12 protein-coding genes and 2 pseudogenes are annotated in these 15,926 nt (G+C 61.0%); 5 read left to right on the forward strand and 9 right to left on the reverse strand.

What is annotated here, in order from left to right:
• Nucleotides 1-213 precede the first annotated feature (213 nt).
• Together BN32_RS00460 and BN32_RS00465 are read left to right on the forward strand one after the other, a co-directional pair.
• Nucleotides 214-888: a response regulator gene (locus tag BN32_RS00460; protein WP_019195265.1), complete on the forward strand. Its 675-nt coding sequence runs from the start codon at nucleotides 214-216 to the stop codon at nucleotides 886-888.
• 57 nt (nucleotides 889-945) lie between these two features.
• Nucleotides 946-1,578 (forward strand): HAD-IA family hydrolase, encoded by a 633-nt coding sequence (locus BN32_RS00465; protein ID WP_019195266.1) that lies wholly within the window; start codon nucleotides 946-948, stop codon nucleotides 1,576-1,578.
• Nucleotides 1,579-1,580: 2 nt separating this feature from the next.
• On the opposite strand, the gene BN32_RS00470 is transcribed toward BN32_RS00465, so the two are convergent.
• Nucleotides 1,581-5,090 (reverse strand): PAS domain-containing hybrid sensor histidine kinase/response regulator, encoded by a 3,510-nt coding sequence (locus tag BN32_RS00470; protein ID WP_019195267.1) that lies wholly within the window; start codon nucleotides 5,088-5,090, stop codon nucleotides 1,581-1,583.
• Between the two features lie 216 nt (nucleotides 5,091-5,306).
• Between BN32_RS00470 and BN32_RS00475 the strand changes: the two genes are divergently transcribed.
• Entirely contained in the window at nucleotides 5,307-5,960 is a 654-nt protein-coding gene (locus BN32_RS00475; protein ID WP_040425273.1) for a response regulator transcription factor, read from the forward strand.
• Nucleotides 5,961-5,978: 18 nt separating this feature from the next.
• Here BN32_RS00475 and hemA read toward each other — a convergent pair whose 3' ends face one another.
• The 6 genes and pseudogenes from hemA to BN32_RS28175 all read right to left on the reverse strand — a co-directional run.
• The gene (gene hemA / locus BN32_RS00480; protein ID WP_019195269.1) at nucleotides 5,979-7,205 is read right to left on the reverse strand and encodes a 5-aminolevulinate synthase; all 1,227 of its coding nucleotides are present in this window, start codon (nucleotides 7,203-7,205) and stop codon (nucleotides 5,979-5,981) included.
• A 187-nt stretch (nucleotides 7,206-7,392) separates the two neighbouring features.
• The gene (locus BN32_RS00485) at nucleotides 7,393-8,457 is read right to left on the reverse strand and encodes an MBL fold metallo-hydrolase (protein WP_019195271.1); all 1,065 of its coding nucleotides are present in this window, start codon (nucleotides 8,455-8,457) and stop codon (nucleotides 7,393-7,395) included.
• A 146-nt stretch (nucleotides 8,458-8,603) separates the two neighbouring features.
• The gene (gene bioB, locus BN32_RS00490) at nucleotides 8,604-9,659 is read right to left on the reverse strand and encodes a biotin synthase BioB (RefSeq protein ID WP_019195272.1); all 1,056 of its coding nucleotides are present in this window, start codon (nucleotides 9,657-9,659) and stop codon (nucleotides 8,604-8,606) included.
• A gap of 366 nt (nucleotides 9,660-10,025) precedes the next feature.
• Entirely contained in the window at nucleotides 10,026-12,167 is a 2,142-nt protein-coding gene (locus tag BN32_RS00495; protein WP_019195273.1) for a methyl-accepting chemotaxis protein, read from the reverse strand.
• Nucleotides 12,168-12,456: 289 nt separating this feature from the next.
• Nucleotides 12,457-12,611, reverse strand: a pseudogene (locus tag BN32_RS27480) (recombinase family protein); the annotation flags it as partial.
• Nucleotides 12,612-13,126: 515 nt separating this feature from the next.
• Nucleotides 13,127-13,351, reverse strand: a pseudogene (locus BN32_RS28175) (DUF6538 domain-containing protein); the annotation flags it as partial.
• A gap of 296 nt (nucleotides 13,352-13,647) precedes the next feature.
• On the opposite strand from BN32_RS28175, the gene BN32_RS00505 reads away from it, so the two are divergent.
• Nucleotides 13,648-14,130, forward strand: coding sequence for a hypothetical protein (locus BN32_RS00505; protein ID WP_019195274.1), 483 nt, complete (start codon nucleotides 13,648-13,650; stop codon nucleotides 14,128-14,130).
• Between the two features lie 9 nt (nucleotides 14,131-14,139).
• Nucleotides 14,140-14,310, forward strand: coding sequence for a hypothetical protein (locus BN32_RS26615; protein WP_156946928.1), 171 nt, complete (start codon nucleotides 14,140-14,142; stop codon nucleotides 14,308-14,310).
• A gap of 1 nt (nucleotide 14,311) precedes the next feature.
• Here the strand turns inward: BN32_RS26615 and BN32_RS00510 are convergent, their stop codons facing one another.
• Entirely contained in the window at nucleotides 14,312-14,935 is a 624-nt protein-coding gene (locus tag BN32_RS00510) for a hypothetical protein (RefSeq protein ID WP_019195275.1), read from the reverse strand.
• A gap of 147 nt (nucleotides 14,936-15,082) precedes the next feature.
• Nucleotides 15,083-15,721, reverse strand: a complete 639-nt coding sequence (locus BN32_RS00515) for a recombinase family protein (RefSeq protein WP_019195276.1) — start codon at nucleotides 15,719-15,721, stop codon at nucleotides 15,083-15,085.
• Nucleotides 15,722-15,926 lie beyond the last annotated feature (205 nt).

Below are 15,926 nucleotides of genomic sequence, written 5' to 3' on the forward strand. Positions count from 1 at the left end.
GCAAACAAGGTAACATCGGCGTGAAACTTCGCCCTATAAGACTTTTGGCCCAGCAAACAGCGATGCTGTGGGCACCTTGCAGTGCACAATTGACGCGTTAAGCACGTGGACCGCTTTTCGTTTCAGGCCATGGGTTGCAAGACTAAACACTACAGTAAACACTGGAATCCAATGGAGCCGTCAGGCTTACTCAGCATTCTGCAAGCGGGATAAATGACCAGCGCTGCCAGTACGCATCTTGTCGTCGCCGACGATCACCCTCTCTTTCGCGATGCTCTGCGACAAGCGGTCGCGACCGTCGTCGCGACGGCCCGGATCGATGAAGCGGGATCGTTCGAGGAACTGACGGCGTTGCTCGACCGCGAATCCGACGTCGATCTGATCCTGCTCGATCTGTCGATGCCGGGGATCAGCGGCTTTTCCGGTTTGATCTACCTGCGCGCGCAGTTCCCGGCGATTCCGGTGGTCATCGTGTCCGCCAGTGACGATGCTGGAACGATCCGCCGCTCGATGGACTTCGGGGCGTCCGGCTTCATCCCGAAACGGTTCGGTGTCGAGACCCTCCGCGAGGCCATCGGCAAGGTGATGAACGGAGACGTCTGGGTGCCGGCCGACGTCGATCTCTCCGTGGCAACCGATCCCGACATGACCAGGCTGCGTGATCGTTTGGTGACGCTGACGCCGCAGCAGGTTCGGGTGCTGATGATGCTGTCCGAAGGTCTGCTCAACAAACAGATCGCCTACGAGCTCGGCGTCTCCGAAGCCACCATCAAGGCGCATGTCTCTGCAATCCTGCAGAAGCTCGGTGTTGAAAGCCGGACCCAGGCTGTGATCGCCGCTGCCAAGATCGCGGGCGGCGAATGGAAACAGTCCGATCCGGCAAGGTAGCGGGGCGGCGGGCCGCACGTGCCATGCGCAAGTCAGCAAAGTGAGAAGCGGTCAATCATGGTTGAGGCGGTGATTTGGGACTTTGGCGGCGTGCTCACCACATCGCCTTTCAAGGCCTTCGCGCGATTCGAGAAGGAGCGTGGCCTTCCCGTCGATATCATCCGGCGCACCAATGCCGCCAACCACTTCGAGAACGCATGGGCGAAATTCGAGCGTGCCGAAGTGGATCTCGACACCTTCGACACGCTGTTCGCCGCCGAATCGCTGGTGCTGGGGGCCGAGGTGCGGGGCCGTGATGTTGTGTCGCTGCTGTCGGGCGATCCACGTCCGGAGATGGTCGAAGCGTTACGGCGGGTGAAGCAGCACTTCAAGACCGGCTGTATCACCAACAATCTTCCCGCGAACGCCATCGGCAGTTCCGGTGGCCGCGCACTCTACGTCGCGGAGACGATGGCGCTGTTCGATCACGTTATCGAATCGGCAAAGATCGGCCTGCGCAAGCCCGATCCGCGGATCTACCGGATGATGGTTGACGCGCTCGGCGTCGATCCCAACAATTGCGTTTATCTCGATGATCTCGGCGTCAACCTGAAGCCCGCGCGCGACATGGGCATGACCACCATCAAGGTGATCGACGGTCCTCAGGCCATTCGCGAACTGGAAGCCGCGACCGGCCTGACGCTCGCCTGATCTTATTCCGCCGCCACCACCTGCTGCGCCCGCCATTGTCCGAGCAACGCGCGCAACGCCGCCGGCTTGAGCGGCTTGTTGAGCACCACGATTCCGTCCTCACGCGCTGCATCGCGGACATGGGGACTGCGGTCTGCGGTGATCAGGATCGCGGGAATTCCCTCGCCAAACCTCTGGCGGATGTCGCGGATCGCGGCGATGCCATTGCCGCGATCGAGATGGTAATCGACCAGGAGGCCGGTCACGCGCTCGTCGGTCGCCGCGATTGCTTCCGCGGCGGCGACAGGATCAACCGCGGCAATGACCTTGGCATCCCAGCCGGTCAGCAAGGTCTTCATGCCGTCGAGAATGGCGCGATCGTTCTCGATGCAGACAATGAGAGTGCCGCTCATCGGCGCCTTCGAAGAGATGCTCGCGCCGGCCATGGCGCCCGCGTGCGTCACGGTCTTGGCGATCGGCATTGTCACAGTGAAATGTGAACCGCCGCTGTGGTTCGATCCGACCACGATGCCGTGGTTCAACACACGCGCGAGCCGCTCCACGATCGAGAGCCCCAGCCCCAGCCCGCGCGCGATCCGCGCGCCCTGATCGAGCCGGTGAAATTCCTTGAAGATTTCCGTGCGCTTCAAAACCGGAATGCCGACCCCGGTATCGTAGATGGCGATCTCCAGCGATGTCCCCTTGCGGCGGCAGCCGACCAGGACGCGGCCTTTCGGGGTGTACTTGATGGCGTTCGAAATCAGGTTCTGTAACAGCCGGCGCAGCAGCACGCGATCCGAGGACACCGGCAACGAACACGGCACGAAGGTCAGTTGGAGCTTTCGCGCTTTCGCGATCGGCGCGAACTCCACTTCGAGCGAGCGCATCAGGTCGCTCATGCGGAAGCTGGAGATCGACGGCGTCATGGCGCCGGAATCCAGCCGCGAGATGTCGAGCAGCGCGCCGAGAATTTCTTCAATGGCCTCCAGCGAATCGTCGATGTTGCCGACAAGGCGGGCATCCTCGCCGCCATCCTGGCGCTCGACAAGACTTGTGACGTAGAGGCGCGCCGCGTTGAGCGGCTGCAGGATGTCGTGGCTGGCCGCTGCGAGAAATCGAGTCTTGGAGATATTGGCTTCTTCGGCGGTGATCTTGGCCAGTGCAAGCTCGCTGTTGAGTCGGGTCAGCTGTTCGGTGCGTTCACGGACCCGCCTTTCGAGCGTTGCGTTCGCGCGCTCCAGCGCTTCCGCCGCCTCGAAGCTCGGCGTGATGTCGGAAAAGGTGATGACCAGCGCGCCACCCGGCATGCGATTGGCGCGAACTTCGACAACCATGTTGCGATCGGCGAGCCGCTCCAGATAGGGCTCGCCCTCGGTGGTGTAGGCGATGAGCCGCCGCTGCAGGGCGGCGGGATCGGCGGTCGAATCCGGCTGTCCATTGCCGCCGATGAATTCCAGAATCTCGGCCAGCGGAATGCCGATCTGCGAATACTGCGCCGGCAGGTCCAGAATCTCGCCGAACTGCTGGTTCGAAGTGATGAGCTGAAGCTCCGGATTGAACACCGCGATGCCCTGCCGGACGTGATTGAGCGCGGTCTGCAGCATCTCGCGGTTGAAATGCAGCGCGGTGTGCGCATCGTCGAGCAGTTTCAGCGCCGCCTTGGCAGACACCGCGCGCTTGCGCAGCAACAGCGACAGCACGAGGCGGGAGGAGGCTGCGCCGATCGACGACGCGATCAGATGTTCGGCGTGGCGCAGCAGACGGAAATCGGCAGGGGCCGCGCGATCGATATTGATGTGATGGGTCGCGGCGAAGGTTTCGAACGACAGCAGCGCGCGGTCGGGGCCGAGATACTGCGCGACGGTGCTGAGCAGATCCTGCACCGTCACTGTTGTACGCCAGCGCCTGAAGTTCGGCGCGATCGGCGCCAGTTCGTTCGGCACGAACAGATCAGCCTGGACCCGTTCGATCGATGTCGGCTGGCGCAGCAGTGACAGCACAATGTAGGTCAAGAGGTTGAGCGAGAGGCTCCAGAACACGCCATGAATCAGCGGTGCCATTTCGGTGCCGAGCAGCGCGCGGGGCCGAAGTGCGGCGATGCCGAACAGTCCTTCGTTCAGCCAGATCACGCCGCGCGGATCGACATCGGCGAAGCTCGGCAGAAACAGCGTGTAGGCCCATACCGCGAAGCCGATCAGCATGCCGCCCATGGCGCCGCGCGCCGTCGCACGCCGCCAGAACAGCCCGCCGAAAAAGGCCGGCGCAAGCTGGGCAACTGCGGCGAATGACAGCAGGCCGATGGCGGCAAGCTGTGCATTTCCCAGCGCGTGATAATACAGATAGGCCATCGCCATGATGACGAAGATCGCGACGCGCCGGACCTTGAGCAGGAAGCTGCCGAAGTTCGCTTCGCCGGGCTGCGAAGCCGGTTTCCGTTTCAGCGCCAGCGGCATAATAATGTCGTTCGACACCATGATGGCGAGCGCCACGCATTCCACGATCACCATGGCGGTCGCGGCCGACAGGCCGCCGATGAACACGATCACGCTGAGCGACGTCGCCTTGGCCTCGATCGGCAGCGCCAGCACGTACATGTCGCTGTCCGACGCACCAAATGGAAAGGTGACGAGACCGGCGATGGCAATCGGGATCACGAACAGGTTGATCGCGATCAGATAGAGCGGAAACAACCAGCGCGCGCGGCGAACCTCGGCCTCGGTCGAGTTCTCGACAACGCTGACGTGGAATTGCCGCGGCAAAAGCATGATCGCCAGAAACGACAGCAGCGTCATGGCGAGGAAATTTCCGATCGACGGTGCGGCCTCGATCGCGCGCACCGCCTCTGGCGTCTTCATGGCGCGGTCCCAGAGATCGGACGGGCCGAACATGAAAAACGTCACGAACACGCCCGCGGCGATGAAAGCTATTAGCTTGACCAGCGATTCCGTCGCGACCGCGAGCATCAGGCCGTGCTGGTGTTCGGTGGCGTCGGTCTGACGCGTGCCGAACAGCACGGCGAAGGCAGCGAGGGTAATGGTGACGATGAAGGCGATGTCCCCGATGTAGGGAATGCTGGAAACATCCTGATCCTGATTGAGGATTGTTTCCAGGGATGACGCGACGGCCTTCAATTGAAGCGCGATGTATGGCACCGAACCGATGATCGCGATGGCGGCGGCGGTCGCTGCGACGGCCTGGCTCTTTCCATAACGCGCGGCGATGAAGTCGGCGATCGATGTGATATTCTGCGATTTCGCCAGCTGGATGACACGCATCAACAGCGGTGTGCAGAACGCGATCATCAGGATCGGGCCCACATAGATCGCGAGAAACTCGACGCTGGTTCGCGTTGCAAGGCCGACCGAGCCGAAGAACGTCCACGACGTGCAGTAAATCGCGAGCGACAGCGGATAGATGATGGTGCCGAGTCGGCCGCGCTGTAGCTGCGTCAGCCGCTCACCGTAGCTCGCGACAACGAATAGAAGGCCGATGTAGCCGAAAGCGGCTGCGATCACGCCCCAGTCATGCAGCATCGAAAGTCGCCTGTTTTCGTTTCGGCATGATCCTCTCCAAAAACCTGGTCCCACTTTCCGGGATCATGCCCCTGGCCAGCGCCCGGTTGCGACCTTAGCCCGGTCCGCGGGCAGACGCATCCGAACTCCAGGAGACTCTCATTGGCAGAACGGCCGAATCAGCATACACACGTACAAGTTGTATTATTGATGTAATACACTGAAGGGGGCTGGGCAATGGGTCAGATGCTGCCTTTCGCGACATGGGATGCCCCGGTCGTCATCGTGGATGACGACCCCTTGGTTCGCGACGCCCTCTTGCTGTTACTGCGCATCGACGGGTTCGAGGCAAAGGCGTTCGGGGAAGGCGAATCGTTCTTTGAATGGCTGCAATCGTCCACGCCGTGCTGTGTGATCCTCGATCTTCAGCTCCCCGGTGGTTCCGGCCTTGTGGTGCTAAAGCAACTGGCTGACATACGGTTCGCGCCGCCGGTATTTGTCATCTCCGGTCAGTCCGACATCGCGATGGCGGTCGAGGCCATGAAGCTCGGTGCGGTGGATTTTCTCGAAAAGCCGATTTCGGCGGACGTCATGATCGACCGGGTTCGCGGGGCTGTTCTGACCTATCGTGGATCGATGACGGAACGGATCGATGGTCTCGCCGATTTCGCGGGCCTTGAGCTTCTCACCCGGCGCGAACGGGATGTGCTGGCGCAGGTCACGCACGGCGCGTCGAACAAGGAGGCTGGACGACGGCTCGGCATCAGCCCCCGCACCGTCGAAGTTCACCGTGCGCGGATCATGGACAAGCTGGGTGCGCGCAACGCCGCCGACCTGATGCGGATCGTGTTGTCGAACACGCCGGGGCAGCAGCGCACCAAAGCCGTCTAACGTCAGATCGCCGTTCGACTACTCAGCAGCCAAGGGTTTGGCGTGCAGCGGCAGGCCGAGCTGTTCCCAGACCTGGACCAGCGCATCGGCAAGGCCATCGATCAGCGCGTCCTCGTGATACGGCGACGGGGTGATGCGCAGACGCTCCGTCCCCTTGGGTACCGTCGGATAGTTGATCGGCTGGATATAAATGCCGTGCTGTTCGAGCAGCAGATCGCATGCCTTCTTGCAGCGCTCCGGATCGCCGACGAACAGCGGAACGATGTGCGTATCGCTCGACATCACCGGCAGGCCGGCGGCGGTGAGAATGGCTTTGAGACGCGCTGCGCGGTCCTGATGGCGCTCGCGCTCCCATGACGATGATTTGAGATGCTTGATCGCGGCGGTCGCGGCCGAGCAGATTGCAGGCGGAAGCGCCGTGGTGAAGATGAAGCCCGGGGCATAGGAACGCACCGCATCGACCATCTTGGCGCTGCCGGCAATGTAGCCGCCGAGGCAGCCGAACGCCTTGGCCAGCGTGCCTTCAAGAATATCGATCCGGTGCATCACCCCGTCGCGCTCGGCGATGCCGCCGCCACGTGGGCCGTACATGCCGACCGCATGGACTTCGTCGACATAGGTCATCGCGCTGTAACGCTCCGCGAGATCACAGATCTTCGCCAGCGGTGCGACGTCGCCGTCCATCGAGTAGAGACTTTCGCAAACGATCAGCGTCGGGCGGCCCGGATTGGCGCGCAACAATTCTTCGAGATGTGCGACGTCGTTATGGCGGAACACAAGGTACTGGGTGCCGGACTGACGGATGCCCTCGATCATCGAATTGTGGTTCAGAGCGTCCGACAGGATCAGGCAGTTCGGAATCAGCTTCGCCAGCGTCGCGATGCCGGTCTGGTTAGACACATAGCCCGACGTGAAAACCAGCGCCGCTTCCTTGCCGTGCAGATCGGCGAGCTCGTGTTCGAGCTGGATCAGAGAGTGATTGTTTCCGGCAATGTTGCGGGTTCCTCCGGCGCCGGTGCCGGCGCGGGTCGCGGTCTCCACCATGGCGCCGACGACTTTCGGATGTTGACCCATCCCGAGATAGTCATTCGAGCACCACATCACGATCGGGCGCGGGCCTTTGGGCGAGTGCCATGTCGCGTGGGGGAAGCGGCCGGCGATCCGCTCCAGATCCGCGAAAACGCGGTAGCGCCGCTCGTCATGAAGCCGCCCGAGGGCATTGTCGAAGAACTTGTTGTAATCCATCACAAAAACCCTGGATGGGAACCCGGAATACGGCAGCCGGGCCAAGGGCCTTCTGCCGTGCGCGAGGCCTTTTTAGAGCTTTTCCAGCTTTGATGTCGAGGCCGTTTTCGCCGGGCTCGTATGCGGCAAAAAATTGATCCAGATCATCACGGGATCAATTCCACGCAATCAGGATGTTCGGGTCCAGTCAGGCGGTGGTGAAACGCAGAACCCCATCGGAGCCCAGATTGGACGTCAGCCGGCCTCCGGCCAGCATGTGATTGACGTGGGCAATCAGTTCGCCGGCGGCAAAGCCGGTCTGGTGGGCGTCGAGGGCGTGCTTGTGGAAGACAACCGGCACCAGTTCAGCGGAGGTCTTTGGCGATACGCGGCACGCATCGGCGATCAGCTGGCAGCGCTCTTCGTGATGATCGGCGAGCTGCTTGATGCGTGTCTTCACGCCGTAGAACGGCACGCCGTGACCGGGCAGCACAAGAACGTCGTCCGGCAGCAGGTTTGCAAGCTCAGCCAAAGAAGTGAGGTATTCGCCGAGCGAATTGGCATCGGGCTCTACCGCCCACACGCTGACATTCGGCGAAATCTTGCTTAGCACCTGATCTGCCGACAGGAAGATGTTGTCGGCCTCGCAATAGAGCATCACCTGGTCCAGCGCGTGACCGCCGCCGGTGAGGACCTTAAATTTTCGCGAACCGATCGTGATCTCGTCGCCCTTCGACAAACGGTAATAGGAGGCGGGGAGGATCGAGACGCGCGTCAGGTAATCCTGGCCCTTGCCGAGCAGTGCTTCGGTGATCTCTTCGTCCATGCCGTGACGGCGGAAGAACAGCCGCTGCACCAGTTTGCGTTCCGGCGAGCCGCGATGCTGATGATACGCGGCCTGCAGATATTCCACCTGCGACATGTGAAGCGGGCAGCCGAAGCGTTCGACAATCCAGCCCGCAAGTCCGACGTGGTCAGGATGCGCGTGCGTCACGATCAGCCGCGTGATCTTGAATCCCTTGAGCGGGCCTTCGAACAAGGCCGTCCATGCGGCGATGGTGGCGTCGTTGCCGATGCCGGTATCGACCATGGCCCAGCCGTCGCCGTCAGCGAGCAGGTAGATGTTCACATGGTTGAGGCGGAACGGCAGAGTCATGCGCACCCAAATCAGGCCGGGCGCGACCTCGATCGCTTCGTCCGGTCTGGGCGGCGTCTCGATTGGGTAGCGCAGGCCGTCAGGGGCTGCGGGCAATGGGGCGGTCTTGGTGTGCATCGTCTCGCAATCGCAGTTTTCAGGTCCGGCTTAACGCGGCAAATCCCGCCGCGCTAGTGTCCGGCCAGCCGAAAAGGTGCGTTTTACGGACTGCGTCAGCATGGTTGCCATGCAGGCTTCCATGCTGACGGACGTTTGAAACAGCGTCAGGACGCTGCTGCGCCGCTGACCGAGACAGTGGCGGCTGCCGGCTTTTCACCGGCATGAGTATGGCCGTCATGCTTCCCGTCGTCGAGCTTCGACTTGATGCCGAGGCGGTCCAGCAGGTTGGCGTCGCGTTCGGTCTGCGGATTTTTCGTGGTCAGCAGCACGTCGCCGATAAAGATCGAGTTCGCGCCGGCGACGAAGCACAGCGCCTGCAACTCATCGGTCATGTACTGGCGGCCCGCGGAAAGGCGAACCACGCTTCGCGGCATCATGATGCGCGCGACGGCGATCATCCGGACCAGCGCGATCGGGTCGGGCCGTTCGGCGGTGTCGTTGACGGGTACGCCCTTGACCTCGTTCCACATGTTGATCGGAACGCTTTCGGGATGTTCGGGAAGGTTGGCCAGCAGCGCCAGCATGCCGAGACGATCATCGACCTGCTCGCCCATGCCGATGATGCCGCCGCAGCAGACCTTCAATCCGGCTTCGCGTGCATGCGCCAGCGTGTCGATGCGGTCCTGCATCGTGCGCGTGGTGATGATTTTGTCGTAGAACTCCGGCGAGGAGTCGACATTGTGGTTGTAGAAGTCGAGGCCGGCATCGTGCAGCCGCTTCGCCTGCTTGTCGGTCAGCATGCCGAGCGTGACGCAGGTTTCCATGCCGAGATCCTTCACGGCGCTGACCATGTCGCAAACCTTGTCGAGATCCCTGTCCTTCGGATTGCGCCAGGCAGCCGCCATGCAGAAGCGTTCGGCGCCGGCTTCCTTGGCGCGCTTTGCGGTGGCCACGACGTCGTCGTGATCCATCAATTTGGTGGCCTTGAGGCCCGTGTCGTACTTGGCGCTCTGCGAGCAGTAGCCGCAATCCTCGGGGCAGCCGCCGGTCTTGATGCTGAGCAGGCTCGCGGTTTCGACGTGATTGGGATCGAAGTTGCGGCGGTGAATGCTCTGCGCCTGGAAGATCAGATCCGCGAAGGGGAGATCGTAGAGTGTCTGCGCTTCTGCGCGGGTCCAGTCGTTGCGCGGTTCGATCAGCGCATCGCGGCCGACCGACATCCCGCCATTCACATCCGAACCCGGCACTATGCTCATGCGCTGTCCCCTTGCATGTAAAAGACGTCGCCCTGCAGACGCCGCTATCTCAATGAATCGGGCAGAAGGCGATGTCTTGACGGCACGCGCGATTTCCCCGGATCGAGACTAGCAAGGATCATGGGGCCCCTGAAGAGTCAATCTGATGCGTGGTTCGGTGCGCGGACTCAGGAGCCAAAAGAACCGTGGAATCATGCCGTTCCATGGAACGTTGATCCCGTATTTTCGCTCTGGCGCGCGCAATTAACGAATTGGGGTTCGGAGCACCCGGCGCCGAACCCCAAAACAGAAGGCTGCCATGCCACGCGGCATAGCAACTAGACACAATTGCTACGCGGCGCGGATATTCAGCAAGAAGGCATCGACCTCCGCGCGAAGCGTATCGGCCTCGCGGCGAAGTTCGTTCGATGCGTTCAGCACATCGCCCGCAGCGTTTCCGGCCTCGCTCGAGGCACGGCTCACGCCGACAATGTTGCTCGACACTTCTGAGGTGCCGCTGGCGGCATGCTGGATGTTGCGGGCAATCTCGCGCGTCGCAGCGCCTTGCTCTTCGACTGCAGCCGCGATGGCGGTGGTTACTTCACTGATCTCACCGATGGTGGCGCCGATACTGCGGATTGCGCCGACCGCCGACGTGGTGACGGTCTGCATGTTGGCAATCTGCGTGCGGATTTCGTCCGTCGCCTTTGCCGTCTGCTCGGCGAGGCTTTTGACTTCCGACGCGACGACGGCGAAGCCACGGCCGGCTTCGCCGGCACGCGCGGCCTCGATGGTGGCGTTGAGCGCGAGCAGGTTGGTCTGCGACGCGATTTCCTGAATCAGATCGACCACACTGCTGATGCGGTCTGCATTGTCGGCAAGGCCCTGCATCGTGGCGTCGGTTTTGCCAGCTTCGCTCACCGCGTTGGCGGCGATCTTGGTCGAATTCGTGACCTGGCGGCTGATTTCCTGAATCGACGAGGTCAATTCCTCGGTGCCGGCCGAAACCGTCTGCACGTTGACCGAGGTTTCCTCGGCGGCGGACGCGACGGTGCTCACCAGCGCGCTTGAATGCTCTGCGGATGTCGACATGCTTTCCGCGGTCGATTGCATGACGTTGGCCGAGGTCATCAGGCCGTCGAGTGCGACCCGCACCTTGTCCTCGAAATGCACGATCTGGGTTTCGATGCGCGACGCGCGCTCGGACTTGGCGATACGATCCTGGTCCTGCTCGCTGCTCAGCGCGCGCGCGCGGATCATGCTCTCGCGGAATACCTCGAGCGAGCCGGCCATGACGGCGATTTCGTCCTGCTGGCGGCTGCGTTTCACTTCCGCATTGAGGTCACCCTCTGACAGCCGCCGCATCACGTCCTGCAGGTTGCGGATCCGGCCCAGGATGTTGCGGCCGACATAGAGCCAGACGAACAGCGCGGATCCGATCAGCGTGAGCGCGCCGAGTGCGAGCATCGTCATCGTTCCCAGCGTAATCGTGCTGCGCGCCTTGGTCGCTGCGGTGTCCGTCGCTACCTGCACGTCATCGACCAGCCGCTTGATGCTCATCTCGAGGCCGCGGTTGAGCTTGCCGGTCTCTTCCAGGATGAGCCGGCCGTAATCGGCCGAATCCAGCTCCTTCTGGCGGAGCTTGAAGACGCCGGTCTTCTTGTCGCCGAACGCCATCATTTTCGCGACGGCTTCCTTCATCTTGTCGCCGACACGGCCGAGCGCCTTGAGGGAGATATCGATGCTGTCCTGCGTCACCGAGAATGCATATTCCTGATCGCTGAGCGTCTCGGCGTTGGCGGCACTGGCAGCGGCGCTGATGTTGCTTGCTGCAAAGTTGACGTCTGCCAGCAGGCTGGCCAGCATATCGACGCCCTGCATGGCTTTCAGGGCGTCGCGGCCATCGATGGTCGCATTTGTCAGCGCGGTGTTGACGACGGCTTTCGCCTCGTCAGTGCCGGCATTGATCATATTGACGACGGCGGAGTGGGCGTTGCGGGCGGCTTCGAACTGCTTGGCATGTTGCCCGGCGAGATCGAGCCGTTCCTTTGCCGCCGACTGCAGGCTGGTGATGGTGTCGTCGATCATTCTGACGTTTTCTTCCAGCGCCGTCACGACGGTCGGGTCGGCTTTGAGATTCTTGATCTCCTTCAGCTTCTCCATGGCGGCGCTCTGAGCGTCCTTCAGATCCTTGACCCGCGTTTGAAGTACGCCTTCATCGTCCGATGCGAGCACAGCCGGTCCGCGCGAGGCGAGGCTCTGGCTCAGAGCGGATAGCTGCAAGCTCGCCGTCAGGCGGGGGATGTCGCGGTTGCTGAGTTCGGTCATCATGCCGCCGAGCTGGCCAAGCAGCAGACTTGCTCCCGCGCTGATCGCGATTGCCATGCCGGCGATGATTGCGAATGCCAGGAAGAGACTTCCCCGGACGCCGAGCTTCATGCTCGGTAATTTGAAACGAAACAAATTCTTTCCGACCTTGAACCGCAAAGCCATGATTCCAAATCCCCCCGGATTCCGTAATTTTACGTGAGGCGCAGTATCGGGACGCCTGGTTAAAATTTTCGCGAAAATTCAGGGATTTTGGCGAAATTCTGGCGTCATTCGGATGATCTTTGATCGGCCGCACTTAGTTATTGAAATTAATTAGTTTTTTTGTGCTGGCGAAACCAAAGACGCGTCGCGGTCCTATTGCGGCTCTCGGACAAAGGTAGGCCGGTGTTGGCAGGCAAGGTCGAACGATTGGCATCGCCATAGTCAGAGGGGCGCAGTCAGAGCGCCAACGCCTGGCCAGCCCGAGCAGGAAGTGCGCATCGCGCGACAGGCGATCCAGCTTGGCAATGACAGTTTGGCACCATAGACGCGGCAAGCCTGTAACGCCCTGGCCAGCTCGGGCCGATCACTGCGCTTGCCGCTCTCCACCTCGGTGAATTCGGCGACCCGCGATCTGTTCTCGACCTCTGCGGCGACCTCGGGACATCGAGCCTTGGCCTTTGTCCGATCCGCCGTCTTGAGCAAATCATGATCTCGGTGCGATGCCAATTCCGGGACGCTGCGCCTGCGGCAGCTTTAACCCCTCCGCTAGGGGCAGTTGTTTCTTGCCGAGGAAAGCGGCCTGCGTCTGGGTCCGGTCGATAGTCGCCCTGTGCCTCTTTGAGACGCTGCCGCGCGGCCTGCACCACCGCTTTGTCGGTTTCTTCGATGATCTCTAAGCGACACTCCGGTGTGGTCTTGATCCCCTCACGAACCAACAGCGTATCGACATACGGCCCGACCCACTGATCCAATTTCCCCTTTGCGCGGGCTTCTTCACTGAGCCGGATATGATGCTCCCATACCGATGCGGGGCCGGGGTTATCCGGGTGGATGCCAACGATGTCCTGATAGGCGACACCGGCTAGTCGCATGATCTCTTTATGAGAGAGCGCGACCGGCGCAGCCGCTAGGAGTGCCCATCCTCGTTCGATGGCCTCTGCCATCTCGCGGTGGAGTCGTCCGGCTTTGCTTTTGTCCTTTGTGCCCAGCGAACGCTTTATCTCAGCGCGACCGACCAAGCTCCGCAGCTGTTTGGGAACACGCTTCCGGAAAAGGTAGACGCCGGTTGTGGGATGTTTGACGGGACGGCACATTGCAAGGACCATGTGGACCACCTGTGTGGACCACTGAAGCGACGACAACATGCCGTCTACCAAGGTTTCCTGCGATTTCAAGAGGTTGGCTGGTGCTGCCAGACAGGATTGAACTGTGGGCAGTGCGGCCGTCCTCTTTGAAGCGATTGAGCTTTTTCGCGTTGCCGTACGCTGTCGTGTATCAGTGCTGGAAGCAGGTGTCACCGGCCTCGGGCAATGCCTTTGGAGAACTCCTCGAAAAGGGTATGTGCTGTTGAACTGTTCCGCCAAAGGCGATCTTGTACTCGCGGAGTGGGGCGGCGGCGGATCGGCTCGATGGAAAGTATGAGATATGGTGGGGTGCGACGATGATGATCGAATTGCCCGGTGCGGCTTCTAGCTTCGACGACCTGCCGCCGGGCAGCTTCTTCATGTTTCAGCGAACGAAGCCTGAGTTCGGCCTTTGCGTTTCAGTCGACCATATCAAGAGCGCGATCATCTTCAGCTACTCGGAACGGCACCATTCTCCCCTGTGGCTCGCGGCGGGCGGGCTGCCGAATGACGTTCTGATCAGCCTCCCGCAGGCGGTCGTTCGGTCAAATCTGTCCAGTGTGTCCGCCTTTGACGGGAACTCGGATGTCGGGGGCATCATCAGCGCCGATGGGGAAGTCTACATTCGAGCGAAGGAGAGCATCACGAACTCCTTCACGTTCAATATGAGAACCGGCGAAAAGGCACGGCTGAGACACGATGCTGCGGCGGTTACCTTTTCGGAATGGCGAGTAGGCTTGTTGATTGGCGACCATTTCGATCCGATCTTTGAATTCCAATCCCTCAAATCCCGACCATAGGAGATCGATGTGACAGACAAGCCGGTGCAACGTCCGACGACCACAAAAGACAATCACATGCCTGCAGTTGAAAAGAAGAACTTCGTGCCGCAGACGGGCCATGGAGTGCAAGGCAACCACACCCCGACTACGAGCGAGAGCAAGCCGAGCACTCCAGCACCCAGCCCGAAGAAAAAGTGAATCATCGTCGCTTTCGGCGATAGTCAACCATCGCGATCTGATCGGCTGGAATAAAGGTGATCTCGTCACCCCAAGCCTCATTGGTCAATTCGGTGCATGCTTCAAAGTCTTCGTCCTTTGGGCCTTTCACATGGGTGACGTACATAAGCACGTCGCCCTTGCCACCGAGGACGCACGGCCCGTTGGGATGGCCAGCAAAGACGTTGAGGTCTTCACACTTGAGCCATGTTCCATCCTTCAGCTTTACCGATAGCTGGGTGGCGTAAGTCTTTGCCCGAAAGAGCGCGACCCATGCGCTCGGGATGTCATCGGAAAGGCTGACGTTTGAATGTCTCAGGGCTCGCTCAAGGGTTCGTCTTCCAAGGAGGCTCCAGAACGCCCCGAATACAATCGACGAGCCGAATGAAAGTACCGAGGCGGTGAGGAGCCCGGAGCCGAATTGCCTTCGACAGATGGCGTAAACGAAAGCGGAGAAGAAGCCGAACACGAGCGTCGAAAACGTAACGTCTACAGGCTTGTGGTGATCGCGGACGCCTACATTCGCGACATAGTAAGCGGCGTACCCGCTGGCGAGCGTAAGCAGCGTCGCCCACGGTAAGTTCACCAGCTTCGTTAGATCTTCCATAGCGTCCTACGTTGCCGCACTCGTTCTACTATCCCATTAGCCCTTGTCACGAAGCAGGTGCCGACCGTGCCATGGTAGACCTCCTTCGAGCGTCAAAGGCAAAAAAACACTGATCGCGCCGCATAGATCATCATGCCGCGTGGTCCTTTACGCTGCCCAACTCGCCAGCGTAGCCTCTGCTGCAGCCCGGTCATCTCTGATCCGGTAGATGGTCTGGCGGCTTAGGCCGGTGGCTGCTGCGATCTCACCCACGCCGGTCGATAGGTCCAGCATGTTGCACACCGTCGCGAACTGATCTCGCGTGAAGCTGGGCTTGCGACCTCGATACTTCGTCTCGCCGTCCTTAGCTTTGGCGTGGGCGATGCCACTCCGCTGGGCTTCCTTGATCGCTTCGGCATTGGCTTGCGCCGTCGCTGCGAGGAAGCCAATCAGCGCGTCTCGGACGGCCTGCTGCATTGGGTCCTTGGTTGCTCCGTCGAAGGTCAGGCCATTGATTACCGTGCGAACGACAACGCCGCGCCGCATGAACTCCTGAATGGTGTCCCGAACGTCGCTGTAGTTGCGACCCAATCGGTCAACCCAACGCACCAGCAGGGTGTCACCCTCGCGCAGAATGTCGAAGAGCCGCTTGCCGTTGGGGCGTTCAGCGAACAGCGTACTCACGCCGGACACGCCATGGTCCGCAACAACCCGGTCGATCTTGAAGCCCGCTGTTTCCGCCTGCGCCTGCTGGTGTTCGATGTTCTGGTCCGCAGTCGAGACCCGTGCGTAGAAGATGGTAGCCAATGATCGCTCCTTGTCCGTAAGGGTGTTGACCGTTGATACTAATGTCCGTTGACAGAAGTCAACCCTTACGGACATGTTTCTTGGCGTATTCTCGCTGTACGCTTGCCTATACCCCTACGGACATACATTTGCCGGGGCGGTCTTGGGGGACAACTCGCTGACCACGATCAGAGGGTGCGGAGATGCTGGTAGTGTCGGCAGACGC

This window comes from Afipia birgiae 34632, assembly GCF_000308295.2.
In the GTDB taxonomy this organism is placed as follows: Bacteria; Pseudomonadota; Alphaproteobacteria; order Rhizobiales; family Xanthobacteraceae; genus Afipia; species Afipia birgiae.